The 26,177-nt window shown below is 59.7% G+C and carries 17 protein-coding genes and 1 pseudogene; 9 read left to right on the forward strand and 9 right to left on the reverse strand.

The features are described 5' to 3' along the window. Positions 1–141 precede the first annotated feature (141 nt). Positions 142–474, forward strand: a complete 333-nt coding sequence (locus tag JFU47_RS00720) for a hypothetical protein (RefSeq protein ID WP_140677973.1) — start codon at positions 142–144, stop codon at positions 472–474. A 182-nt stretch (positions 475–656) separates the two neighbouring features. Here JFU47_RS00720 and JFU47_RS00725 read toward each other — a convergent pair whose 3' ends face one another. The 6 genes from JFU47_RS00725 to JFU47_RS00750 form a co-directional block, all read right to left on the reverse strand. After that, positions 657–1,112 carry a VOC family protein gene (locus JFU47_RS00725; protein ID WP_201180203.1) on the reverse strand — a complete coding sequence of 152 codons (456 nt, stop codon included), beginning with the start codon at positions 1,110–1,112 and terminating at the stop codon, positions 657–659. A gap of 362 nt (positions 1,113–1,474) precedes the next feature. Next, a complete protein-coding gene (locus JFU47_RS00730; RefSeq protein ID WP_201180204.1) occupies positions 1,475–4,570 on the reverse strand; it encodes an efflux RND transporter permease subunit in 3,096 nt (1,031 codons plus the stop codon). Further along, positions 4,567–5,679, reverse strand: coding sequence for an efflux RND transporter periplasmic adaptor subunit (locus JFU47_RS00735; RefSeq protein ID WP_201180205.1), 1,113 nt, complete (start codon positions 5,677–5,679; stop codon positions 4,567–4,569). The genes JFU47_RS00730 and JFU47_RS00735 overlap by 4 nt, the downstream gene beginning before the upstream one ends. Positions 5,680–5,709: 30 nt before the next feature. Further along, a complete protein-coding gene (locus JFU47_RS00740) occupies positions 5,710–7,224 on the reverse strand; it encodes an efflux transporter outer membrane subunit (protein WP_201180517.1) in 1,515 nt (504 codons plus the stop codon). Positions 7,225–7,341: 117 nt separating this feature from the next. Continuing rightward, positions 7,342–7,557, reverse strand: a complete 216-nt coding sequence (locus JFU47_RS00745) for a hypothetical protein (protein ID WP_201180206.1) — start codon at positions 7,555–7,557, stop codon at positions 7,342–7,344. Positions 7,558–7,677: 120 nt separating this feature from the next. Further along, the gene (locus JFU47_RS00750; protein ID WP_201180207.1) at positions 7,678–10,575 is read right to left on the reverse strand and encodes an AAA family ATPase; all 2,898 of its coding nucleotides are present in this window, start codon (positions 10,573–10,575) and stop codon (positions 7,678–7,680) included. A 386-nt stretch (positions 10,576–10,961) separates the two neighbouring features. Between JFU47_RS00750 and mhpA the strand changes: the two genes are divergently transcribed. Continuing rightward, positions 10,962–12,620: a bifunctional 3-(3-hydroxy-phenyl)propionate/3-hydroxycinnamic acid hydroxylase MhpA gene (mhpA, locus tag JFU47_RS00755; protein WP_201180208.1), complete on the forward strand. Its 1,659-nt coding sequence runs from the start codon at positions 10,962–10,964 to the stop codon at positions 12,618–12,620. A gap of 2 nt (positions 12,621–12,622) precedes the next feature. Beyond that, positions 12,623–13,270 (forward strand): TetR/AcrR family transcriptional regulator, encoded by a 648-nt coding sequence (locus tag JFU47_RS00760; protein ID WP_201180209.1) that lies wholly within the window; start codon positions 12,623–12,625, stop codon positions 13,268–13,270. A gap of 4 nt (positions 13,271–13,274) precedes the next feature. On the opposite strand, the gene JFU47_RS00765 is transcribed toward JFU47_RS00760, so the two are convergent. After that, positions 13,275–14,513, reverse strand: coding sequence for an NADH:flavin oxidoreductase/NADH oxidase family protein (locus JFU47_RS00765; protein WP_201180210.1), 1,239 nt, complete (start codon positions 14,511–14,513; stop codon positions 13,275–13,277). A gap of 263 nt (positions 14,514–14,776) precedes the next feature. Between JFU47_RS00765 and JFU47_RS00770 the strand changes: the two genes are divergently transcribed. From JFU47_RS00770 to JFU47_RS32940, 6 genes and pseudogenes are all read left to right on the forward strand, one after another. Next, positions 14,777–15,391 carry a TetR/AcrR family transcriptional regulator gene (locus JFU47_RS00770; RefSeq protein WP_140677999.1) on the forward strand — a complete coding sequence of 205 codons (615 nt, stop codon included), beginning with the start codon at positions 14,777–14,779 and terminating at the stop codon, positions 15,389–15,391. A gap of 85 nt (positions 15,392–15,476) precedes the next feature. Continuing rightward, a complete protein-coding gene (locus JFU47_RS00775; protein WP_201180211.1) occupies positions 15,477–16,568 on the forward strand; it encodes a VOC family protein in 1,092 nt (363 codons plus the stop codon). Positions 16,569–16,743: 175 nt separating this feature from the next. Further along, positions 16,744–17,700 carry a fumarylacetoacetate hydrolase family protein gene (locus tag JFU47_RS00780; RefSeq protein WP_201180524.1) on the forward strand — a complete coding sequence of 319 codons (957 nt, stop codon included), beginning with the start codon at positions 16,744–16,746 and terminating at the stop codon, positions 17,698–17,700. Between the two features lie 2 nt (positions 17,701–17,702). Beyond that, positions 17,703–19,604: an acyl-CoA synthetase gene (locus tag JFU47_RS00785; protein WP_201180212.1), complete on the forward strand. Its 1,902-nt coding sequence runs from the start codon at positions 17,703–17,705 to the stop codon at positions 19,602–19,604. A 151-nt stretch (positions 19,605–19,755) separates the two neighbouring features. After that, on the forward strand, positions 19,756–21,075 hold the full coding sequence (locus JFU47_RS00790; RefSeq protein WP_201180213.1) for an OmpP1/FadL family transporter: 1,320 nt from the start codon (positions 19,756–19,758) through the stop codon (positions 21,073–21,075). A gap of 433 nt (positions 21,076–21,508) precedes the next feature. Next, positions 21,509–21,613 (forward strand): annotated as a pseudogene (locus tag JFU47_RS32940) (cupin); the annotation flags it as partial. A 91-nt stretch (positions 21,614–21,704) separates the two neighbouring features. Here the strand turns inward: JFU47_RS32940 and JFU47_RS00795 are convergent. Then, positions 21,705–24,725, reverse strand: coding sequence for an EAL domain-containing protein (locus JFU47_RS00795; RefSeq protein WP_201180214.1), 3,021 nt, complete (start codon positions 24,723–24,725; stop codon positions 21,705–21,707). Beyond that, positions 24,713–25,732: a substrate-binding domain-containing protein gene (locus tag JFU47_RS00800; RefSeq protein ID WP_201180526.1), complete on the reverse strand. Its 1,020-nt coding sequence runs from the start codon at positions 25,730–25,732 to the stop codon at positions 24,713–24,715. Before JFU47_RS00800 ends, JFU47_RS00795 begins: the two co-directional genes overlap by 13 nt. Between the last annotated feature and the right edge of the window lie 445 nt (positions 25,733–26,177).

Consider the following 26,177-nt stretch of genomic DNA (forward strand, 5'->3'; position numbering starts at 1 on the left):
GGTGTGACAGATGCTAATCGACCAGTCTTCGGCCTTGCGAGCCAAGGTTGCTCTGAGCCCATCCAGCGCCCGGATACTGGGAGCACCAGCCATGCTGATAGAATTGGGCAGATTTCACAAAGCGCCCCTCTGGGACAGAGCATGATTAAAGAATTGACGGAAGAAGAGATGCGCCGAGCGCTGTTCGGTTACGCAGAGGTACCTACGCCGGTTAACATGCCCGGTGTGCAAGAAGTCCATCCGGCCGGCATGACCGTGCCGCCAGCAAAGGCTGCGACAAAAAAGGGGGGTTCGAAAGCCTTCACGCCGAGGCTAAGGGTCACCCTCCGGGTAGGAAATGAATTCGAAGGTGAAACTTACGAGATAATCCATGACGCCGATACGCTGAGCACCCTCCTGGCAGAGCAACAGGCTACCAAGGCTGCGAGGAAAAAGTTCAGGTATGTGGAAGTGATATCGGTCAAGTCGATGTAACAGCAATTTCACTTAGCTCGCGCCAAGACTTTGAACCGTCCTGGCAACGCACAGCTTCGCCAAAGCATATGTCGGGCCTGTCACATCGAACGGAGCTTCCAAGAACAGGCCACTGTCGACCCATAGCGGTCGGTGGCGCCAGGCAATAAATGGCCGCAAGCAGACGTTCATCGCCGCATCACTCAGGAAAATGCAGCTTCTACAAATGCCTCTAACGCCTTGTCTTCCAGGATTTCGATAGAGAAGTGCCCGAAGCGCTTGGGCAACCAGATAATGCGTGTCCCGGACGGGGATTGCAGGTTCGCGCGGGCCAATGGCTTTCCGTTTTCGTCTTCTGGCTGAACACCGGTGTCCATCAGTTCGTCGTAGGCCTTCTCGATGTCCGGCGTCGAATAGCAGTGGCGATAAATCATCCCTTCTCCCGAGGAGTCTAATAGCTCCCTCAGGTTCCCCGCCAATGGCTGTACCAACATGAAGCGCTCTTGACCGATCAGCGCAATCGCGTAGCGCACGTGCAGACCACCTCGTTCCCAGACGAGCGTTTTGGAGATCCTGGCATTAAGTATCTGTGCGTAGTAAGCACAGGCTTCGTCGAGATTATTGACCAGTACATCTACGTGACTGAACTTCAGATCCATTGCAGCCTTCCTGTTGAACTGACATCCATGTTAAGCCCGACACGCTCAGAATTCGATGGATTTCATGAAGCTATATTGTTGATGTAGAAGTGCGCCAATCCGGCGATAAACCAGCGTTCAAACTGAGGTAGCCGAGGGACTGTCCATCGCTGGAGGCGAATCAAAGTGACTGTCCGCTCCTGGCCGATAGCACTCTGTCGTCAGCAGTTATTTATGGCCATCAGCCTTTCCTGTGAGCCGCGAGGTGCGAAAGAAAAGTAACCTTCGCAGGACCTCACGGCTGACCTCGGTTGTTTCAGAAACGGCGCTGAATAAGCTTCTCTAACAGCAATGAGGTCGGGGGCACAGTGCACCGGCATTCATCAGTCAGAAACGAGCGTGGCGTCATCCCGTAGTTGTTGGGTGTCAGTGGCCGTCTGCCGACCCACCTTGAACCATGCGGCGTACAACGCAGGGACGAAGAAAATCGTCAGCAGTGTCGCCACGGTGAGACCGCCCATGATCGCGATCGCCATTGGCCCCCAGAACACACTGCGCGTCAGCGGGATCATTGCAAGCACGGTGGCCAGCGCCGTCAGCATCACCGGACGGGCCCGGTGAATGGCCGCGTCCAGCACAGCATTCCACGGGTCGCGCCCTTCGGCGATTTCGATCTGCACTTGATCGATCAGGATCACTGCGTTGCGCATGATCATGCCACCCAGAGCGATGATGCCCAGGATCGCAACGAAGCCCAGCGGCGACTGGAACACCAGCAGCGCCGGCACCACACCGATCAGCCCCAGCGGTGCGGTCAGCACGACCATCCACATGCGGGAGAAGTTCTGCAGTTGCAGCATGAGCAGCAGCAGGATGGTGATCAGCATCAGCGGGGCCACCGCGATCAGCGCCTTGTTGGCCTTGTCACTTTCCTCAACGGCTCCACCCGTGTCGATGCGGTAGCCCGATGGCAGCTTCGCTTCGATGTCCTTGAGCAACGGCTGGATCTCCTGAGTCACCGATACACCTTGTTCGCCATCCTTCACGTCGGCACGCACCGTGATTGCCATATCGCGGTTGCGGCGCCAAAGCACTGGCTCTTCCAGTTCAGAGCGCACTTGGGCGACTTGCGACAGCGGCACCACCGTGCCCTGGCGCGTGTAGAGGTTGATGTCTTTCAGTGTGTCGAGGCTCAGGCGCTCAGCGGGCACGGCACGGGCGACGATGTCGATCAGGTCCTCGTGCTCACGCAGCTGCGACAAGGTTGCGCCGTTCATCACAGTCTGGGTCGCCAGCGACACGTCGGCCGGCGTGAGGCCAAGCGCGCTCGCCTTGTCCTGATCAAGTTCCACCTTTAACGTGCGCACCGGGTCGTTCCAGTCGAGCTGGAGGTCGCGCACCTTCGGGTTGGACGCAATCACGTTCTCCACCTCGCGAGCGATCTGGCGCACCTTCTGGGTATCAGGCCCGACGACGCGGAACTGCACCGGGTAGCCGACAGGTGGCCCCAACTCGAGCCGGGTCACGCGCACCCACGCCTGCGGGAATTGTTGGTCAGCCGAGGCCACCAGCCGCGCACGTACCCGCTCGCGTGCTTCCAGGTCCTTGGTCATGACAACGAACTGTGCAAATCCCGGATTGGGCAGCTCGGGGTTGAGCGAGAGATAGAAACGCGGTGCGCCGGCGCCGGTGTAGGCGGTATAGAAACGCACGTCCTCGTCCTTCGCCAGGATCTCCTCCATGTGCTTGACCTGCTCGGTCGTCGCGGCGAACGAGGAGCCTTCCTTGACGCGCAGGTCAATGACCAGTTCAGGGCGCGAACTGTTGGGGAAGAATTGCTGCGGCACCAGCTTGATACAGGCCAGAGCAAGCGCCAGAGCGCCAACCGTCGCACCGATGACCACCCAGCGGCGCTCGATGGCGGCGTCTATCAGGCGGCGGAGGCTGCGGTAGAACTTGGTGTCGTGCGGATCAGCGTGCTGGTGCGTGCCCAAGTCGTTGGGCAGCATCTTGACCGCCAGGTACGGCGTGAAGATGCCGGAACAGATCCACGAGAACAGCACTGCGGCGCCGACGATCCAGAAAATGCCACCCGCGTACTCGCCGGTGGTGGACTTTGAGAGGCCGATCGGCAGGAAGCCCACGACCGTGATGAGTGCGCCGGTCAGGCGCGGCATGGCGGTGGACTGATAGGAGAAGGCGGCCGCCTTCACGCGGTCCATGCCGGTTTCCATTTTCGCCACCATCATCTCGATGGCGATGATGGCGTCATCCACCAGCAGTCCCAACGCGATGATCAGTGAGCCGAGCGAGATTCGTTCGAGGTTCCAGCCCATCGCCAACATCACCAGCGCCACGCCGCCCAGCACCAGCGGCACCGTGGCCGCGACCACGAGGCCTGCCCGCCAGCCCAGGCTGGCCAGGCTCACCGCGATCACGATGATCAACGCCTCGGCCAGTGCGCGCCCGAAGTCCAGGATTGCATCCCTCACCGTGGTGGGCTGGTCGGCCACGAGTTCAAGTTCCACGCCATGTGGGAGCTCCGACTGGATCTTGGCGACGGCCGTGTCCATCGCCTTGCCAAGGTCCACGATGTTGCCGTCGCTGGTCATCGTGATGCCGAGCATCAGCACGGGCTCGCCGTTGTGGCGGACCGTGTAGGTGGGCGGATCCTCGAAGCCCCGTGTAACGGTCGCAATGTCGCCGAGTTTGATCTGCCGGCCGCCCGCGGCGATGGGCACGTTGCGGATAGCCGCTTCGCTGGCGAACTGGCCGCTCACGCGCACCATGACGCGGTCGCCGCGGGTGTCGATCTGGCCTGCGGGCACCATGGCGTTCTGGCTCTTGAGGCTTTCGGCAATGGCCAGTGGTGTGATGCCCAGCGCGGCCAGGCGCTCGTGCGAGAACTCGACGTAGACACGCTCGGCCTGCTTGCCGATGAGATCGATCTTCTTGACCATCGGCACCTTCAGCATCTGGCGCTTGATGTCCTCGGCCGCGTGCGACAGGTCGGCGTGACCGACGCCGTCGCCCTTGATGGCGTACATCAGGCCATACACGTCGCCGTACTCGTCGTTCAGGATCGGGCCGATCACGCCGTCAGGCATCTCGAGGCTCAGGTCGTTGAGTTTCTTGCGCGCCTGGTACCAGGCTTCGCGCTGGTCAGCCTTGGAAGTGCCGCCGCGCACGGTGAGCGTCATGCCTGCATAGCCTTGCCGCGCGTAGGTGACCACCTTCTCGAAGTTGTCGATCTGCTCGAATTTCTTCTCCATGCGGTTGAGGACCTGGTCCTGCAACTGCTGGGCAGTGGCGCCCGGCCAGATGACCATGGCGGTCATGGATGGCACGGAAAAGTTCGGATCCTCGAGCTGGCCGAGCCGGGTGAAGCTGAAGGCGCCAGCCACCGCGACAATGAGGAGCATGAACAGAACGATGGCGCGATGGCGCAGCGCCCAGTCGGTGAGGTTGAAGTTGTTCATCGGGCGGCCTGCTGCGTGATATTGGCGTCAACGATCGCCGCACCGGGGAGCGCGACCTTCAGTCCGGACGTCATCTTCTGGACGCCGGCGGTGACGACCAATACGCCAGCCTGCGGCCCGGAGACGAGCACCTCGTCGTTGCGATAGCCCCACACCGCCACAGGCTCCAGATCGACGATACCTACCGGATCCTTGCCCGTGGGCGTGACCACCCACAGCGCCGGCTGACCGCCGCTCTGCGTCAATGCAGTGGCTGGCACTGCCGCCACAGAGACACTTGTCATGACTCGCTCGGCCATCACCGTGGCGGTGGCGCCCAGCGGCAATGCCTGGATCGGCTTGAGCCGCGCGCGATAGGTGCGCGTCTGCGCTGCAGCCTGCGGCGATAGCTCGCGCAGCGTGACATCGAAGACCTCGCTCGGCGCACTGGCCAGCGACGCCTTGAAACGCGCGTCCTTGAAGACGGCCAGTTGATCCTCGGGCACGTCGATGACGATCTCGGATTCATCCGGATTCGCGATCGAGACAACCGGTTGACCCTCGGGCACGACCTGCCCGGCCTCAAAGCGCACAGCCGTGACGACGCCGCTACGCGAGGCGCGCAACACGGTGTACTTGAGACGGTTGCGTGCGAGTTCGAGCTTTCGCGCCTCGGCCTCGGCGGTCGCATGCGCGGTTTGGGCATTGGTATGCGCGCGCTCGGCGTCGGCCGCACTGACCGAGCCGTCAGCCTTCAGCGCGGTCAGGCGCTGGTGGTCCGAGTCGGCTTGGCGCGTCTGCTCGACGGCAACCGACCACTGTTGTCGCGATGCTTCCTCAGCGAGGCGGTAGTCACTGTCATCCAGCACAGCCAGGATGTCGCCTTCACGCACAAACTGGCCTACATCGACCTTGCGCTGGGCTATCTTGCCGCCCACGCGGAAGGCCTGCTCGACTTCATGGCGCGACTGTACGGTGCCCACATAGCGACTGATGTCGCGGGCATTGTCGTAGCTGATTGCAGCGGTGCGCACCGGTCGTGGTGCCTGCACGGTGGGCTGGTCGGGGCTACACGCGGACAGCATGACGGCAACGGCCAAGGCGCCGGCCGCAGTAAGGGAATTCTTCAAGACGGTTCCTCTTTGGAAAACGAGAGATTCTTAGGAAAGTGGTGGCCGGTCGGCTTTGGCGGATGCGGTTGGGTTGGAGGGTTGTTCGAACACCTGCCAGCCCCCGCCCAGTGCCTTGTAGAGCTGCACGCTATCGAGCAGCAAGCGGGTGTTGCTTTCGTTGGAATTCAGGCGTGCCGCCAGGCGCGCCCGCTGCGAATCCAGCAGAGGCAACAGGTCAATCTGCCCGCGGTTATAGAGCGACTGGGCGCGACTTTGAGCCAACTCTGCGGAAGCGGCGGCCAATTGCAGCGACCCCGAGCGGCGGCGTTCCTGCGCAAGCGTGACAAGGGCGTTTTCCACATCCTCGAGCGCCCGTACGATCCCGTCCTCGGCGCGTAGCAGCGCCTCTTGTTGAGCACTTTCGGCCGCTTCGTTGATCGCTTGCGTGCGCCCGGCATTGAAGAGCGGCATAGCCAGCAGGCCTGCGACGTTGGTGAAGCGCGCAGCGCCGAGATCGGCACCGTTCAGGTTGAGGCCCTGGCGGCCGAAGGACGCGCCGAGGAAGAGTTGCGGGAACCACTCAGCTTTCGCTTGCTGGCGGCGTGCATTGGCTGCATCGAGCTGCGCCATCATCGCCAGCACGTCAGGTCGGCGTTGCAGCAGCTCGGCGGGCTGGCCCGGCTTGGCCTCGGGCACCACTGTCACATCGCTAATCGAAGTCTGGATGTTCGCGGTATTGAAGGACTGGTCGGCAATCAGCACCGCGATACGATGGCGCGACACAGCCACCTGCGTTTCCAGCGGCGGAATCTGCGCCCGCGCCGACAAGGCGTCGGTCTGCGCACGTTCGACGTCGAAGGCGGATGCCAGCCCCACCTGCTGGCGAGCGGAAACCAGACGCAGTGTCTCGTCCTGCATCGCTGAGATGGCGCGCAGCGTCGCGACCTGGCGTTGCGCGCCGACCAGTGTGAAGTAGTTGCTGACGACGTCGCTCATCACCAGCAGGCGTACGCCGCGCATGCTGTGCTCCGCGGCCAGCGCATCGGCGTCGGCCGCCGCTGCGCCGGCGCGCAGGCGGCCGCTCAGGTCGAGCTCCCACGAGACGTCCAGGCCCGCACTGGTGGTCTTGGTATCCGGATAACCCTGTTTCGTGGCCGAGCTGTAGCCGCTGCTGCGATCACTGCCGGAGGCGGATGCGCCGACACTCGGGAACAGCCATGAACGGCTGACCGTTTCGCCGGCACGCGCGGCGCGCAGGCGCTCGGCGGCAATCTTGACGTCGCGATTCTCGCGCGCTGCCCGGCGCACCAGATCCGTCAGCACGGGGTCGTGGTAGACCTCCCACCATGCCGCCTCGGGTTCCATTTCGGAGGCCGTGCTCGTGGAGAAGTTGCTCGGCAGTTCTACCGACGGCGTGAGCACCTCCGTGGAGCAACCGTTCAAGACCAGGGCAACAGACGCGGCGAGCGCTGCCCCCATGACGACGCTGACCACGCGTTCGGCATATTGCAGGGGCGTCTGCCCGTTGCGGGTCAACAGATGGGAAGTTGGAAGTCGCGACATCGGATTGGACTCGTGAAGATTCGAGGTGGCATCAGCGTAGGGCTCGGTGTGCGCGAAGTCGTCAGCGAAGGGTCGCCGTTCGGTCGCCATATCGAGCGCTCGTTCGTGGTGGAGGCGTCACTCGTCGCCGGCATCGGCCATGTGCCCGCCGGCTGCCAGCGCGAGGTCCGAGGCAATCGACTCCAGCAGTTCTTCGGCGGAGGAAAACTCGCGTTGTCGTCCGGTGACCAGGTTTTCGAGGCGGCCCATCAGGGCCCCCGGCGCGGCGTCGCTACGCAGCTTCACTACGTACGAGCGGCGGCTCGGGTATTTGGATTCAGGGTTCAGGATCATCGCGGACCAGGGGGCAAGAGAGTTCGACGACAGCGTAAGCGTCCCCCTGGGGCGAGTCGTAAGCGAAAGGTCAGACTTCGGTCGGGACAGTAATCCTTACCGCAGAGAAATCGCGCCGCTTCACGCCGGCTTGGCAGCGAGAATCAGCGAGCGCGCACGTTTCGCCAGCTCGGTTCCGTCAGTTTCCGGCGACTGGTCAACCAGCGTGGCCAATGCCTGTTGGTCCTCGGCCGTAGCGTCAGGGTGCTCGCACAGTTCGACCAGCGCTTGCAGCTCCAGCCACGGTGCTTCCTGGGCGCGAGCCTCTTCAACCGCGCGCCGCACCGCAGCGATGCCGGCGTCGGGCTGACCCTGTGCTCGCGAGATCGCTGCCTCCAGCAGCAATAGCTGCGGCAGGTAGACGCGCTCGCCCAGTTCCGCGCCCACCCGAAATGCTTCCTGCAGCTCGACTTGCGCTGCGTTGCAATCACCTGCGAGCAGCAGCGCTTCGGTGGCGTAGCCGAGCACCTCGCTGGCACCGGAGCGCATTCCAAGCCCGGTGTGTTCTTCATAGGCCTCGCGGATGCGACGGTAGCCGTCGCGCGGTGCACCGTTGCGCGCGTCGGCCCAGCCACGCCACCAGCGACAAGCCGTTCGCCCCAGTGCGAGCGAATACTCATCGACCAACTTCTGCATGTCGTCAGCCAGCGCGGCTACACGCACGTGGTTTCCCATCCGCACCTCGATCAACACCTCCTGCCAGGCGGCGACCAGCCAGGTCATGGGTTGGCGCAACGCCTGCGCGCGTACCCGCGCCTGCTGCCTGTGGACTCGGGCTTGCTCAACCAGACCAGAACGCACGAGTTCTATAGCCAGCATGCCGTGCAGCATGACCTGAGGATCAGCCGCAAAAACCTCGTTCGTCCCGATGTCCAGCGGTTCGGCGATCGCGAGGGCGCGTTCCAGCCAGCGGCGAGTCGTTTTCGTGCGTCCCTGGAGGTGATGCACCTCGCCCTGGACGATGCACGCCGCCAGCATGAGCTCTTGATCATTTGCCTCGCAGGAGAGGGCTTCGGCACGCTCAGCCACTTCGAGCGCCAACGCATAGTCGCCGCGCAGACCAAGCAGATAGCCGAACCCGTGCAGCAGACGACCGCGCATGGGGTGTTCGGGGACATCCGCCAACAGCCTGTATGCACGTTCGAAGGCGCTTTTTGCTTCGCTGCCGACACCGAACATGTGGAAAGCCGAAACTCCTTGCAGCGTGGCCAGGGTGATTTCGAGCGCATTGCGCTCCGTCCCTTCGGGAGCCTGCATCAACAGGACCAAGGCACGCTCAGTGAGGCCGATGCACAAGTCCGGGCTGAAGTGCAGTAGTGCGGCTTCCGCGGCCTCGGCGTAATAACGCAGCGCAATCATCGGCTGCCGAGCCCGGTCGAAGTGCATTGCCAGCTCCGAGGCAGCAACCGGCACGCCGGTCGTGCGCTCGCGTTCGAGGGCAGCGCCGACCTGGCGATGGAGTTGGGTGCGCAATGAGCGCGGCGTGCGGTCGTACAGCACTTGGCGGAAGAGAGCATGTCGGAAGGAGTGGGGTGGCTCTAGCGTCTCCTCAACTTCTGTGGCCCGCGATCGTATGAGCCATACCTGCTCGCGTATCAGGTCTTCACAGGCGTGGGCCACCGAAGCGAGGTCTCGCTCGAGGGCCAGTGAAACCGTCTCGATTCGGAATTCAACTCCGCATACCGCTGCGGCCGAGAGGAGGGTACGTTGCTCCGGACCCAGCCTGGCGATGTAGTGATCAATGATGGCTGCGAGGTTTTCGGGAACCGCCAGATCCGCAAGCCTTGCTTCGATGGTGGCTTTGTCGTCCTTTGGGTCCATCACTTCACTGGTGATTGACGACACGAACAACGGCACACCGTCAGTGCGCTCGTGCAGGGCGCGCACGAAGGTTTCATCGCGTGCCAGCGAGGTCGAACGCAACGCAATATAGGCAGCGACCTCGGTTTCCGAGAACGGGTCGAGCACCACTTCCTCGCACAGACGTTGCAGGCGCAGTTCGTGGCGCAAGGAGCTGAGGGGATGATCGAGCGCAACCACCTCGGCGAGGCGGAAGCTCGACAGCCACATCAGCCGCGTACGGCCACGTCGCCGTGCCACATAGTTGATGAGCTGGACCGTCGCCCGATCGCTCCAGTGCAGGTCTTCGGTCACCAGCATCAGCGGGCGCTGCTCCGTGTAGCGGTCCAGCAATTCGCCCATTTCCCGGAGCATGCGGTCCGGGCCGACACCGGCAAGCTCGCGCCTCAATGCGTCTTTCTCCTGCGTGGTACTCAGCCACGGGAGTTGCAGCAGCCAGGTCGGTGCCACGGCGCGCATCAGGGCCGGCAGGGTAGGGTCGTTGCGGCACAGATCGGCTAAGGCCTCCAGCACCGGTAGATACGGCTCGCCGGCGCCGTAGTGCTCCACGCAATGGCCGCGTGCGCAGGCGATGTCGCCAAGGCCAGTGAGGAAATGTTCGATCAACGTGGTCTTGCCGATCCCCGGCTCGCCGGCGAGCCAAACCAAGGCGCGCTGGCCGCCATTCGCCCGCTCCCAGGCCCTTTGCAACCTCGCGACCTCGTCAGTGCGACCGATGAATGACGGTGACGAAGGTGTGCCGGCCGCTGTAACCGTCGCGGATGCAGGCGGCGGCAAAAGTGCGGAGGAGGGTGGGGCGATGAAGCGATAGCCGCGCCGCGACACCGTCTCAATGAAACGAGGATGCCTGGGGTCGTCGCCCAGCACCTTGCGCAGATCGCTGATGGCCGTTTTCAGGACCGAATCGCTGACGAACCGATGCCCCCACACGGCATCAAGCAAGGCATCCTTGGTCACCAGCGACCCTGGCTGGCGTGCCAGCACGCATAACAACGTGAAAGGCGTTGGTGCCACTGCAACGGTTTCCCCATTACGCAACAAGCAGGCGTTGGACTCGTCGAGCTCGAATTCGAAGAAGCAGAGCAAGACTGGATCTGGGTGGGGCTGCGGACGTGCCACGGTTGATTCCTAAAGACTAAAACAGGGTTGTGCGCCGCGAAGCTTCACAGGGGGTTCGATGCTGAAAACCGGTGTGCCCGACTTCCCAGTCGACCAGCCATTTGAATCAACGGCTCTCCAGCCTCGGCAGTCTTGAGCCATTACTCCAATGACAACGCTGATCGGCGCTGAAGCCAAGCGTCGCCGGTCGGAAACTGGCACACGCGCAAACTCGGTTCACGCCGCGCAATTCGGCTCGCCCCTTGGCCCTATCGCGGCTTGAGCATGATCCCAAAAATTAATGACAAAAACATCAATATTGAAATATCTCTCAATATTGAATACCTTGACCTTGCCTGACGATGAGACCTCGCGTCTCACGACTTCAATCACAACAAGGGCCCGAGATGAACAACAACAAGAAAGTTTGCGAATTGCCTCCCGCCGCCGTCGACGTGCTGGTTATCGGTTATGGTCCGGTAGGTGCGACCATCGCTGCGCTTCTGGGCCGCTATGGGGTCACGACCCTGGTACTGGACAAGGTCCATGACGTCGTACTGATGCCGCGTGCCATTGCTCTGGACAACGAGGCGCTGCGCATCCTGCAACAGGCCGGTTTGTCGGAAGACGCTTTCGAGAAGATCGTTATCCCTGAAGTGAAGATGCACTCCCCGGTACTCGGGCAGTTCGGTCGAGCCAATACCGAGGGGTGCGTCGACGGCCATCCGAAACTCGTGACGTTCTATCAACCCGACCTCGAGCACGCGATGCGCGGCCAGGTTTCCCGGCTAAAAACCGTCACCAGCCTGGGTGGCTTCGAGCTGGAGAGCCTGGTTGAAGTGTCAGATTGCGTCTTCGCTACCGTACGGGATGAGAATGGGCAGTCGCATTCCGTTCGCGCCCAGTACCTGATTGGAGCGGATGGCGCTAGCTCCAGGGTCAGAGGGCTGATTGGCCAGGAATTCGAAGGGCAGACCTACGCGGAGGATTGGCTGATTGTCGATGTCAAGAACCGGCATAAGTCAGCGATTGATCACGTTGAGTTTCTCTGTAATCCGCGCCGCCCGACGCCGCACATGCCGGCACCCGGCGGCAGGGAACGTTGGGAGTTCATGCTGCAACCCGGCGAGTCCCGGGAAGAGCTGGAAAGCCCGGAAAGCATAGCCCGGCTGATCGCGCCATGGATCAACCCGCAGGAGCTGGAAATCGAGCGCAAGGCGGTGTATCGATTCCACGCGCGGTGCTGCAACAGATTCAGCAAGGGGCGTGTCTTTCTCGCCGGCGACGCAGCGCACATTACACCTCCTTTTGTCGGGCAAGGCCTCGTTGCGGGACTTCGAGATGGCTCCAACCTTGCCTGGAAACTGGCCTGGGTCCTTCGCGGCCATGCCACGCCTGCGATACTCGATACCTATGACGTAGAGCGCCGCCCCCATGCCCGGGCAATGATCAATCTGGCGAAACTCATGGGCCGCCTGGTGATGCCCAAGAACAAGATCGCCGCTTTCTTTGTCCACGGTCTGATGCGCACGCTGGCGTTGACACCCACGACCAGGAGGTACTTCGAACAGTTGGACATCAAGCCGAAGAACACCTTCAAACACGGCCTGTTCGTGCAGCATCGGCGGGGCGACAAACTGGTACGTGGCAGCCTGTTTCCCCAGGCCTGGACCCGCAACCTGCAAAAGCAGATCAAACTGAGCGACGATGCGCTTGGAGATAGCCTGACCCTGGTTGGATTCGGTGTGGACCCGTTGTCACTGCTAACCCCTGATCAGATCGTTTCCTGGGAAAAAATGGGCGGCCACTTTTTAGAGATCAGAGCACGCGGTCAACGTTCCGGTGGCAGCTGTGACTTCATCGAAGACATGAACCATGAGATCCTGCCGCTGGCTGCCAAGGGAACGCTCGTCGCGGTTCGCCCCGACCGTATCATCATGCATCACGCCCCTGGCTCAGAGGCCGGCAGCCTTCTTCGAGACTGCAGGAACCTGCTGGCTAGCGAAGGCGCCACTCTGGACAGCGTTTCCATTACCATCAACGAGCCCATTAGATTACGAGCTTGATCATGCATTCCCCCACACTTCCTTTAGAAGCTGATGCGCCAGAACCTCTCACGAGAGGTCACAAGAAGCGTGAGCGCACCCGTCGCGGCCTGGTGGACGCGGCATTGCGCCTTATCGCACGCAAGGAAGTGGGGGAGATTGCACTGCTTGAGGTGGCTGCGGAAGCCGCAGTATCCAATGGCACCATCTACAACTATTTTCGAACTCGCGACGAAGTGCTGGAGGCGGTTGGCATCGCCATGGCCGCCGAGTTCTCCGATGCCATTTCCGCCATGAGCAGGGACGTGCACTGCGGCGCACAGCGGCTTTCGATCGGCGTGCGCATGTTTGTGTGCCGGGCCGCGGCCGATCACCAGTGGGCGAATGCGCTGCTGCGCATTATCCATTTCGACCAGGCAATGCGCTCGCGTCTGGCTGACCATGTACTGGGCGATCTGCGTGAGGGGCTGCGTGCGGGCACTTTTGCTTATGGGGACGAAGGGGTCGCCCTGGACATCGTCCTGTCGTGCACAACGGGAGCAATGCGCTCCGTCGTCGAAGGGCGTGCAATAGCGGAGCACGATCTGCGGGTCGCCGAAATGATTCTCCTGGCTCTGGGCGTCACACCTGCCAGAGCCAGGAAAATCGCGGGCAAGCCGCTACCGGCCTGATCCTCTACCTGGCTTGATCAATCCATTGCCGATAGCTCTTCGCCTGGCGACGAGCCTTCAGTTGATTGCCGATCAATGCCATGAGTGGCGACGTCCCGGGTTTTGTCCGTTTCCCTTGACTCAACAAGCCGAGCTGCTTCTTGACCACCGATGCCACTGCAAGCGACGCCAGCGCTTTGTTCTTCCAGCGGACGACGATGGGCTCCACTTTGATGTCCCGACCTGCCATCCACTGTTTCGGCAGAGTTGGCTCGATTGCTAAAGCAGTGGCAAGTCCGACCATCGACACCGAGCCGCTCACCACTCGCTCCGCGACCTCCTTTCTACGCACGCCGCCGGTGACCATCAGCGGCATGCGTGCTATTCCTCCTATTTTTTCTGCGAACTCGAGAAAGTAGGCTTCTCGAGCCAGGCTGCTGCCATCGCGGGTCTGTCCCTGCATGGCTGGGCTTTCATAGCTGCCACCCGACAACTCGACCAGGTCGACCGCCTTGGCGTTAAGCATTTCCACTACGCGAGCCGCATCCGCGGCATCGAACCCGCCACGCTGAAAGTCCGCGGAGTTGAGCTTTACGGCGACGCAAAAGATCGGTGCCACTCGCTGACGTATTGCGTCGATGGTTTGCAGGAGAATTTGCGCACGATTTTCCAGGCTGCCGCCCCAGCGGTCGTCACGCCGATTGGTCAAGGGCGACAGGAATTGGCTGAACAGATAGCCATGCGCCGCATGAATCTCCACACCCGTAAATCCGGCGCGCTCAGCCAGCACCGCCGCGTGGGTATAGCGCTCAATCAGTTCCTCGATCTCCTGTTCATCCAAAGCTCTGGGCGGCACAAAAGCTTTTGAAAGTCCGGGGATATCGACCGCAATGGCGGAGGGGCCTCTTGCCGGCTGTCCCATTGAAGCCAGTAGCTGACGTCCGGGATGATTAATCTGCATCCAGGCTTGGGCCCCGCGACTGCGGCAAGCTTCGGCCCATAACCGGAAATTGCGCAGATTCCGATCATCCTCAAGCACTACGCCAGCGGGTCCGGTCAAGGCGTGACGGTCGACCATGACGTTGCCAGTGATGATCAGACCGGCACCACCCTCCGCCCAACGCTGGTAGAGCTTAACCAGCGCTTCGCCAGGAGCGTGTTCCTCATTGGCAAGGTTCTCCTCCATGGCAGCCTTGGCGATTCGGTTCGGAATCACCGTACCGTTGGGTAATCGAAGCGGTTTGAAGAGATTTGAGCCGGTCATGTTGTGTCCTGGTTTTCATCGATGGGCAGAGCCAGGTGCTTGCCGAGAAGACGAACCTGAGTCATGACATAATTGAACACTCGTGTTCAATTATGTCAATGTGCAGGGCTGTTATTGATCCGGCGACATCGATTATGGCATCCAAATTATTAGGTTGTGCGCCGGTTTTTCAGACAAAAAATCCAACATGCTTAAAAATATGGTTGACGCAGAATGAACACGAGTGTTCAATCGCTCCATAAGGTAATCCTGGAGAGAGAACCGTGGAATCCCTGAATCCAACACAGCGCCGCATCCATCAAGCTGCCTTTCGCCTGTTTGCCGAGAGAGGCACCTCACAAGTGAACATCCTGGACCTCGCACAAGAGGCAGGCGTGGCGCGCGGAACGGTCTATAGCAACATCGACAGCATGGAAAGCCTGTTCGAGGCGGTCGCCAGCCATCTCGCGAGGGAGATGCATGAGCGCGTCAACAAGAGCTTCAATTCCCTCTCGGATCCCGCTCATCGCTTGGCCAATGGCATTCGATTCTTCATTCGCCGAGCGCACGAAGACTCCCAGTGGGGCGCGTTCATCCATAAATTCGCCATGAGCAATTCGGCGTTGCGCGAAATGTTCAGCAGCCAAGCGACGCAGGATCTTCTGAGCGGGCTTACCACTGGGCGCTACACGTTTGCGCAGGAGCAATTGCTCTCGGTACTGACGTTGATATCGAGCAGCGTGCTTGGCTCGATTTTCCTGGTACTGGAGGGGCACCGAACTTGGCGCGAGTCGGGCTCTGATACCGCCGAACTGGTACTGCGGGCATTGGGTGTGCCGTCAGAGGAGGCTCGTGCGTTGGCGACCCAAGAGTTGCCGGCACTTCCATCTCTCGACTGAGCTCGTAATTGATTTGACTGAATAAACCCCTGAGTTTTCAGGGGTTCGGGACAGCTTTGCTCTAAAAACCCGGAAAACAAGAACAATGAACAACAAAAACGAATTGCACCGGTTGGCGACACCACACCCCGCGCGGCATCCGCAGCCGACGGTAAAGGCCCAGGATCTGACTCACCTGATTTTCCAACGGCCGGACTTGAATGAGGCGGCGCGTTTCCTGACTGACTTCGGTCTGACGGTAAATCGGCAGGAGGCCGATACGCTCTATATGCGGGCCACCGACGCCACTGCATATTGTTACCGTGTCCAACGGGCCGAACATGCACGTTTTATCGGGTTCGGACTTGCCGTGCAGTCCCTGGAAGATCTGGAAAAGCTCACTCGAATCCCGGGTGCCTCATCGGTCGAGAAATCGGAACATCCTGGTAAAGGGTATTACGTCAGACTGACGGATCCTTCCGGTTTCATTGTGGAAGCCGTCTGCGACCAGACACCAGGCAAGGCGCTGGCACATAGAGCTCCTCTCAACTGGAATCTGGCGCACGAGCAACCCCGAATCAACGCCACGCAGCGCCCGCCGATCGCTCCCCCTGAGGTCCTCAAGCTTGGCCACATCGTCATTGAAGTGGCTGACTATCAGGCGACCTGTGCCTGGTACACCCAGCATTTCGGGTTTATTCCCAGCGATGTGCAGGTACTCCCCGACGGCACCCCCATCGTCGCTTTCATGCGCCTTGATCTCGGTGACAGGCCGGCAGATCACCATACGCTCGCGATTGCGCAAGGGTTCATGGCCACCTACAGCCATAGCGCCTATGAAGTCGTCGATGCAGACGCCGTCGGTATGGGGCAGCGCGTCTTGCGCGAGCGCGGTTGGGAGCACTCATGGGGCATCGGCCGGCACATTCTGGGCAGTCAGATTTTCGATTACTGGCAAGACCCATGGGGCGACAAGCACGAGCATTACTGCGACGGGGATATTTTCACCGCCACTCGGCCTACAGGCATTCATCCGGTGAGTCCCGAGGCAATGGCGCAGTGGGGGCAGCGAATGCCCAAGAGTTTTACCAAACCCAAGATGAACCTGACCAATGTGCTTCTGCTGATCCGCAACCTGCGACGCAGCCCGGACCTGACGATTCGCAAGCTGATAACACTTATGCGGATGTTCGGGTAGAGCTGCCGCCATGTCGGACAACTCAACCCTGTTTGGCCGGCGAGACGTGCTTGAAGCCGCCGCTTTGATTGCTGGCGGCGCGTGGGTCTACAACGTTGCCAGCCCCGTTTCAGAACAACACCACAGTTCTCGCGCCACCGAACGCGGGACAAACGCCGCTCCAGGAGTACCTTCAATGTCTGCTGTACACGTAGTCCGCTTTGAATTTGAGAACGGTATCCACTGGGGCGTGCTTCGCCAAGGCCGTATCACGGTCATCCCCGGTGTTTTTGAAACCACCGGTGACTTCATTCGCCAGAACAGAATCGACGACCTCGCTCAAATGAAAGGCTCTGAGCTTGCGGAGGGCGAAGTAAAACTGCTGTCGCCGGTGACCCGTAACCAGCAGTTCGTCTGCCAAGGTGCCAACTACCGTCAGCACATGATCGAGTCAGGCATGGACCCGGATGCGAAGAAATTCAACATGATCTTCACCAAGGCGACCAGTTGCCTGGTGGCGGCTGACAGCGACTTGATCAAGCCGCGCCACGTGTGCTTCCTTGACTACGAGATCGAACTGGGGCTTGTGATGAAGCGCTCGATCACCGGCGCTATTGCTGTCACTGACGCCAATCTGCACGAGTTCATTGCAGGCGTCGTCATTGTCAACGACTACTCGGCTCGTGACATTCAGATTCCCCAGATGCAGTTCTACAAGGGCAAGAGCTACCGCACGTTCGGCCCTGTTGGCCCGTACCTCTGCCTTCTGGATGCCAAGGACATGCATTACCTCAAGGCACTGCAGCTGAAGCTGACGGTCAACGGTCAGGTGCGACAGGAGGACAGCACGGCCAACCTGGTTTACGGCCCCGCTGAAACCCTTATCGAACTCTGCGCCTTGCAAGATCTCGACGCTGGAGACCTGATCGCCACCGGTACGCCTGCCGGCTGCGCTCTAACGATCCCTTCGCCCGCAAAACAGCGCATTGCGGCCCTGATGCCAGAAGCCACCAAGTGGAAGCTTTTCCTCAAGGCGCAAGAGGGCCGGACGCAGTACCTCAAGGCCGGTGACGTGGTCGAAGCGCGCATTCGTAGCGCCGATGGTGTGATCGACCTGGGCGTGCAACGCAACCGAGTCGTAGAGGAAGCCTGACAATGATGGTGCGATCTCTGAACGACATTGAAAATATCGAGCAGGTACCGTTGGCGGAGCGTGGCTTGGCTTCCAGTACCTATGAAGCGCTGACACGGACAGCCAAGCTCAGCCCCAACGCGCCGGCACTGAGTTTCTTCGCCGACGCTGCCAGCTTCAGGAACACCCACCACTGGAGCTATGCCGAACTCGTCGACGATATCACTCGCGCGGCGAATGCCTTCCACGACCTGGGCATTACCCCGGGTGAAGTGCTGGCCTTCATCCTGCCCAACCTGCCGGAAACCCACTTCACCATCTGGGGGGGGGAAGCGGCCGGTGTCGTCATGGCGATCAATCCGCTGCAAGAGGCCAAACAGATGGCTGCCTTGCTACGGGCCGCCAAGGCCAGCGTGGTGGTAACGCTCGCACCGACGCCGGGCAGTGACATTTGGCCTAAGCTGGCCTCGCAGCTGGATCAACTTCCCGAGATCAAGCACGTCATTTGGGTTGGCATGGGCCCCTATGTTGATGTAGCTCAGCGTGAATCGCTTGAATCCCTGGCAGAGAAAGAACATGAGTTGCACAGGGGGGCCACGATTCACGAATTACGGACGCTGATGGATGCTCAACCAGGCACGCACCTGAAAAGCGACCGGCAATTCCGCCCTGAGGATCGTTCCTCTTACTTCTGCACCGGCGGTACCACCGGGCTACCCAAGATAGCAATGCGAACCCATGGGGCGGAGGTCTTCAATGCATGGGCCATGGCTACGCACATGCAACCACAGGGGAGTCGCCAGGTCATTTTTTGTGGATTACCGCTGTTCCACGTAAATGCACAGCTGGTGACAGGCCTGATGCCTTGGACCCAAGGGGATCATGTCATCCTCGGCACACCGCACGGTTATCGCGGTGAGGGTGTGATCACACGCTTCTGGGAGATGGTTGAGCACTTCGGCATCAACTTCTTTTCCGGCGTTCCAACCGTCTATTCCGCACTGTTGCAAAACGAGCTGGAAGGCCGCGACCTGTCCAGTCTTCGTTATGCCATGTGTGGTGCCGCGCCGATGCCGGTCGAGCTTTTCCGGGAGTTCGAAGGCCGGACCGGGGTAAAGATCCTCGAAGGCTATGGACTCACGGAAGGCGCGTGCGTCTCCTCGGTTAATCCGCCCCATGGCGAGCGCTATATCGGCTCTATCGGTATACGAATTGCTTACCAGGACATGCGCGCAGTCATGCTCGATGACGCTGGAGTTTATCTGCGCGACGCCGACATCGATGAAATTGGCCTGATGGCCATCACGGGTCCGAACCTGTTCGAGGGTTACGTTGAAGATAGCCATAACCGGGGCCTGTGGATTGAGATCAATGGTCAGCGTTGGCTGAATACGGGCGATCTGGGGCGCCAGGATGAAAATGGCTATTTCTGGCTGACCGGGCGCAAAAAGGAACTGATCATCCGCGGCGGTCACAATATCGATCCAAAACAAATCGAGGAGGCTTTACAGGCCCACCCAGCGGTGGCGTTGGCGGCTGCCATCGGCAGCCCGGACGCCTATTCGGGTGAAGTGCCGGTCGCCTACGTGCAACTGCGACCAGATCACGACTGTACCGTCGAAGAACTTGAGCAGTTTGCTCAGCGACACATCAGTGAGCGGGCGGCCATTCCCAAGCGGATCGAAATCCTCGAAGCACTGCCATTGACGGCGGTTGGCAAAATCTTCAAGCCCGCCTTGCAGCAGCGCGAGGTGACCCGAGTAGTTTGGCAGGAAGTGGAACGCATGTGTCTGAAGGACATTGCGGTCGAGGTGATTCAACACGAACAACGTGGGTTAGTCGCGTGCATCCGGGCCGGACGAGATCAAGAGGCCCTGGCCCTCCTTCTTGGTCGCTATAGCTTTCAAGTGGAGTGGTTCAAATGATCCTGACTTCGTAAGTTCGGCACCTCGGCCCTGGTTGTCGTCAGCCAGGGCCTGTTTACAACTCGATCAATTCCAACCGGCACTGCCAAGTGCACCGGAAGGCGAAGCCTTGCCTGCGAACCAATCAATAACAACAATACGAGGGTGGGAAATGAAACTGAGCAACCGTGCAACCCCGTGTCACTCAGCTGTGCGAGAAGTGTCTTCCTGGATCAAATTTGCTGGTGCCGCGGCAATACTCAGCGCTTCCACAAGCGCGGGCGCCAATGGCATTGCCTTGAACGAGCAAAGTGCAAGCAGTGCGGGAACTGCTTATGCGGGGAGGTCGTCTTCTGCGCTGGACGCCAGCACTATCTTTGGAAATCCTGCAGGTTTGACCAAACTGAAACGTACTGAGATTTCCGGCGGAGCTGCGGTCGTCTCGGTGAGCGATGACATCAGTGATGCGCAGAGCAGTGCCTCAGGAACGAATAAAGGGGACTCGGTACCGCTGGGGGTTGTGCCCTTCGCTTATATGTCGACGCCACTTGATGATCGTTTTTCGATTGGCCTGGGTCTCTATGCTCCGAGTGGTCTGATCAATGATTACGAGAGCTCATTTCAGGGTCGCTACCATGGCTCCTATAGCACGACCAAGGAAATAACCCTGCAGCCCACCATTGCCTATCGGATCAATGATTACGTGTCCATTGGTGGCGGACCGACCATAAACCGTTTTAATGCAAAACTTCAGAATTACCTGGCCACCGGCGCCCTTAACAACGGCGAGGACACACTGGTCACCATCAAAGGCGATGACACCGCACTTGGCTACAACGTCGGCATCCTGGTTGACTTTACTGAGGCTACCAGTTGGGGGGTTAACTATCACTCGAAGGTGGACTATGAACTCGAAGGGCATACTGAAGTTTCCGGCTCCCCGAGCGTTATTCCGCTGGACGGAAAGTATGACAACAAGATAGACCTCACGATGCCCGAATCCGTGGACACGTCCATCACACATCATTTCAACAGTCGCTGGACAGGTTACCTGGGAACTACCTGGAAACGTTGGAGCCGGATCCAGAAGGTCGAGGCAGTCAACAGCGGTCTTTCCCCCGTGGGCCAGGCGGCTGGCCTAGGAGATGTGATCGAAGAAATGAACTGGCGTGACACCTGGAGCACCGCAGTTGGCGCCTCCTATCAATTGAACCAAGAATGGCTGCTGCGCGCAGGCTACGCCTATGATCCTTCGCCCATTAGAAATGCCGATCGCAGCGTGCGCATTCCGGTTGGGAATCGCCAAGCCGTGACCTTGGGCGGTGCTTATTCGCCGAATTCCGATCTGACGATAGACTTTGCTTACGGTTATCTCTGGGATTCCAAAGTCTCGATAAAGCAATCGAACAATTCCGGTGTTCAACCGGAATACAGTGCTAATTACGACAATAGTGCGAATGGAGTTTCAGTGCAGGCAACCTATCGGTACTAATCGACCTGACCCAGAGCATTTCCACTAAGAATTGATTCAGTAGTTTTTCCAGCGCCCATTGCTGAACCTGTCATGGGGGCTCTTTACAGCGGGCGGACGCTACGCGTTCCACGGCGTTAGTAGCCATGCCTAATCGAGGCGCTTTACCAAGCTCCTTGCTGTCGGTGCACTCTCCACAAGAGGGGCTCTGCTTTATCTCTGCGCCTGTCTGAAGGTCGTCGCTATCCGTGGCGATTTGGAAGACCCCGAACTCGCGCTCCGCGAGTTCGGGACGGCGCCACCGAATTACGCAAATCAAAGCCTGGAAGTTTTGTGGTGCTAAATCGCTACGATTTACTTAAGTGAATGGCAGCTTTTGACTGTGGATTCAACCGGTTGAATCCACAACCCTTTGTCGCCTCTCGACTGATCACTCCTTTTAGGCTCTCTACTTCCGGGAGTGGGCTGGCCCGAGGACAGGAACACCACGCACTGGCTTGAGAACAGAGGCACGATTGCGGCGGTGGAGATCTCGGTCGATTTTGTCAGGCGAGCGTAAGCGCAGGCCCGACATCAACACGGCCGGGCTTTCAAGGTGTTCCAGGGCGATCGGCTTCTGACACAGCAGCGTTTTACCGTGCGCTGAGTCATTAATGCCCGGGCATTGGACTGCTTGGGCGTTTTTCATCGCGTTTTCGCCTTACCGAGTCAGGGCTCGCAATGCGGCTCGGTTGAGGCAACCGGGGCGTACGCAGTAACAGACTGATTTCCTCTGCGCTGACCGCTTTGCTGAAAAAGTGCCCCTGAATTTCATCGCAGCCGTTTTCACGCAGGAAGGTTTGCTGCTCTTCGGTTTCGACACCTTCGGCAATCACCTTGAGGTTCAGTTTGTGCCCCAACGAAATCACCGCGGTGGCGATGGCTTTGTCGTTCTCGTTGTCGGGCAGATCGCGCACGAAAGACTGGTCGATCTTGAGTCTCGCGATCGGGAAGCTTTTCAATGCTGCGAGGCTGGAGTAGCCGGTGCCGAAGTCGTCGATCGAGAGACTGATCCCCATGGATTGCAGTTCCTTCATTTTGCTGATGGCTTGCTGAAGGTCTTGCATGATCAGACTTTCGGTCAGTTCCAGCTCAAGGTACATCGGGTCCAGTCCGGTTTCTTGCAAGGCATGCCTCACCCGGTCGATCAGGTCCCTTTCAATGAACTGGCGTGCTGAAATATTCACCGACATGGTAATCGGCGGCCAGCCCGCATCCTGCCAGTCCTTGTTCTGTCTGCACGCGGCATGAATCACCCAGTCGCCGATGGGCACGATCAACCCGGTCTCTTCGGCCTGCGGAATGAATTTGATTGGAGACACCATGCCGAGCTCGGGGTGCTGCCAGCGGATCAGCGCTTCTACGCCGATAATCTGACCTGACTGCAAATCCACCTGTGGCTGGTACAGCAGCAGGAACTCGTCATGGTTGAGTGCGTTTCGAAGCCCGTCTTGCATGGCGAGCTTGCCCTGAACCTTGTTATTCATCTCGCTCGTATAGAACTGGTAACTGTTGCGACCCAGCTCCTTGGCCCGGTACATGGCGGCGTCCGCGTTGCTGAGCAACGTGTCGGTATCGCTGCCGTCGGCAGGGTAGGTGGCCAACCCCATGCTGCAGGTGACGTGGAGTGTATGTCCGCTGAGCTGAATCGGCCGCAGGATGGCTTCCTGGATTTTGTGCAGGGCTGGCGTAACGCCGTCGAGGTCTGAGGGCTGGTCGAACAGGATGATCACAAACTCGTCGCCACCCAGTCGCACGACGGTGTCGGTGCGGCGTACACACTCCAGCATGCGCTGGGCGACGGTTTTCAGCAGTTCGTCTCCAGCACTGTGCCCAAGGCTGTCATTCACCAGTTTGAATTTGTCCAGATCGAGAAACACCACCGTCACCAGGCGGTCGTAGCGCTGAGCATAAAGTATTGCCTGCTTGAGACGGTCTTCGAGCAGTGTGCGATTCGGCAGCCCGGTCAGTGCGTCATGGTCGCCCATATAGCGAATGCGCTTTTCGGTAAGTTGGCGTTCTATCGCGATGCCGGCAAGCGGTGTCGCCATGTCGATCAGTCGCGTCTCGGTCGAGCTGGGGCGGCGTACGGTGTTGGAATACAAGGCAAACGTACCCAATACCTTTCGCTCATGGGACAGAATCGGCGTCGACCAGCAGGCGCGAAATCCATAGGGCGCAGCGGCTGCACGGTACTCCTCCCACAGTGGATCCAGCTCGATATCCGTGACGATGACCGGTTCTCGTCGATACACCGCGGTGCCACATGAACCGACGTTCGGACCGATCGCAATCCCGTCAATGAGCTGGTTATATTCTTTCGGCAAACTGGGGGCAGCCCCGTGCAGCAGGTGCTTGCCATCCTCATCCAGCAGCAGGATGGACACCATCATCCCCTCCAGCTGGGACTCCACCAGGTGAGCCAGGCTGTCGAGGACTTCTGCAAGCTCGGTGCTTCTGGCGATCAGCTCCAGGACATGACGTTGTTCGGCACGGATGACGGCTTCTTGCTCTAATCGGCTGTTTTGCAGGGCGAGCCGCTCTGTGGCGATACTCAATTGGACCGTTCTTTTTTCCAGCTGAAGTCGGTCTTTGAGGAATTGATTCACCGCGCGAGCCATGTTGCCGATCTCGTCCTTCCCATGTTCCGCCATCATCAAATGCGTTTTGTCAGTGTGTTCCTGACGCAATTGCCGGCTTATTTCATTCAGACGCACGAGCACATGACGGCCCATGAAGACCCGGGTCACGAACCAGGCGAACACCAGGCTGGCGCCCAACATGATCAGCACCCATTGCTGGCTACGATTTGAGGCATCGACCAGGCGCTGCAGGGCTTCGCGATAGTCTTCGGTGTAAGCACTGGATTGCTCGCGGGCCACCGCAACCAGAACCCCGGCCTCATTCTTCAGTTCCTCATTGAAGCGCTGTATGACGTTGTGCTGATTGATGAGCTTCAGGCGCAGGGAGAAGAGATCGGGCGTCTCCACATCAGCGTCGGGTAACTTGCCTGCGGTGCGTGACAGGCGCTCATATCGGACCCGCAGCCGTTGCACGGCATCACTGTCAACAGCCTGCGGCAGATCGAAAAGTAACACCGCCAGTTCCAGGCTGGCCCGGGCCTGAGTCGCGGTTAACCGGGCGGTGTGATCCTCCATGGTTTGCTCGAAGGTGACCTCGGTTTGCAGCAGGCTTTCTCGCAGCTGCGCAACGATGTTGGCGGTATTGCGGAACATCTGACTCGACTGATGCATGTCGAGTATCGCCACGCCACTGTTCGCGGCAGTCAGCTGCTGCACCAGTTGATCAAGGGCTTCAAGCTGTTCGACGGTCGCCGCATAGCTTGAACGCAAGGTGTCGGGGGAGCGGGTTGTCAGAAGCTGATCGGTCTGGCGTTCGATCAGCAAGGTACGCTGCAGCATGTCTTGCCCATTTTGCATGCGGACCAGTCGTTCATCCGTCAGCTGGCGGGTGGCGTTGTTTGACGTGCGCAAGGCGTAGACCGCCGTTGTACCACTCGCCAGGATCAGCAGCGCCAGCGTCAGAAACGCCAGAGTGAACTGTGCGCGTAGCGATTGCGGCAATAGCTGGCGTCCGAGCCGGGAAATAACGTCCAAATTCAGGGGTTCCATTGGTGGCGATAGATATCTCGATAGCCATTGTCAGGGTCGTACTGGAATTTCTTTCCGCCGTCGAAGGCGATATTGTCGGCATTGACCAGGTGGATCGGCGCTACGAAGCCGCTCACCGGCTGACCTGCAAACAGCCGGTTCAATTCATCCATCACTTGCCAGCCATGCAGGTTGAGCGGCTCGGCCACGGTGACGGTCTGGTAGGTTTTTGCCTGTATGCGCAAGAAAGCCGAAGCGCTGCCGTCACCGGCAGACAACAGACTGATGCCGTCGCTGGGTATTGCGGCGTTGGTCAACGAGGCAATCGAGTAGTCGAAATAGATATCGTTGATGGCCAGCGTGTGGGTCCAGCGCTTGCCATAGCGCTGAAGCAGCTCCTTGGTGATCGCCGGCATCTTCTCGCCACTTTCGGAGATCGCGACATCGCGCACTTCCAGCAACGTACATTCCTGACAGGCCCGAATGACGTTTTCCATGGCCTTGGCTTTCGCCATGGCGATGCTGTACTTGGAGTCGGTCAGGATGACTACGCCGGCGTGTCCGTTCGACTGTGCCACTGCCGCCATGGCCGTGAGGCGAGCCACTTCGAGCGGGTCGGTCGTAACGTTCATGGCCACCGGCGTGCCGTCAATCGGCCCGGGTCGTGCCCCGGCGTGCCAGCCAACCACCGGCACATCCCTTTTGGCGAAGAGCGTCAGCGCCGCCTTGTTCTCAAGGGCATCAGAGCCGCACAGAATGAGGCCGTCGGGTTTCGCTGCCAGGGCATCGGAAAAGGCCTTCGCGCGCCCGGCCGATGATCCAGCGCCATCGAATATCTTCAGCGTCCAGCCCATCGCCTTGGCAGCCTCGCGAGCGCCCTGGGCGACACCGACAATTCCTCCGTTACGCAAATCTTCTGCGACAAAGGCGATGCTCTTGCCCCGCAGGGCTTGCGGGCCGGATTCAGGGCCGCTCCAGCGAACGGCTTCGAGGGTGGCCCTGGAAACGATTTCCTGCGCTTGAATCACCGTAACCGTGGGGTTTTCGACACCCGCTGCGGTTGGCAGGTTCTGGCCGAATCCGGGAGTTGCCGTGAAAAGACAGAAAACCGTAATTGAAGCCATCCAGCGTAGCCCGGGCCTGATCAGACAGGTTCGATCACCGCCTGTGATGCCGGGTCTGGAGCCGATGGCGCGATCATAGTCTGGCATGGCGTCCCTTTTTGCCAAGAGTGCAGCGTTCACTGTCCGAAAGGATAGTCGGTTCTGCTGTCATCAGGTCTTTTGTGGGTAATGCGCGGGAACTTTAGTCCTGAACATTCAGGAAATGGGGCAGGGTCCATGGCACAAAACAAGGGACGAAGGCCAATTGCATCGTTGACTACATTGAGTGGTTTTACAAGGCTTCGACTTTGCATAGGCAGCCAAATCGCGATCTGTAGCAGCTGTCGAGCTTGCGAGGCTGCGTTCGGCT

It is taken from the genome of Pseudomonas sp. TH39(2020) (assembly GCF_016650715.1).
GTDB classification, from domain to species: Bacteria; Pseudomonadota; Gammaproteobacteria; order Pseudomonadales; family Pseudomonadaceae; genus Aquipseudomonas; species Aquipseudomonas mandelii_C.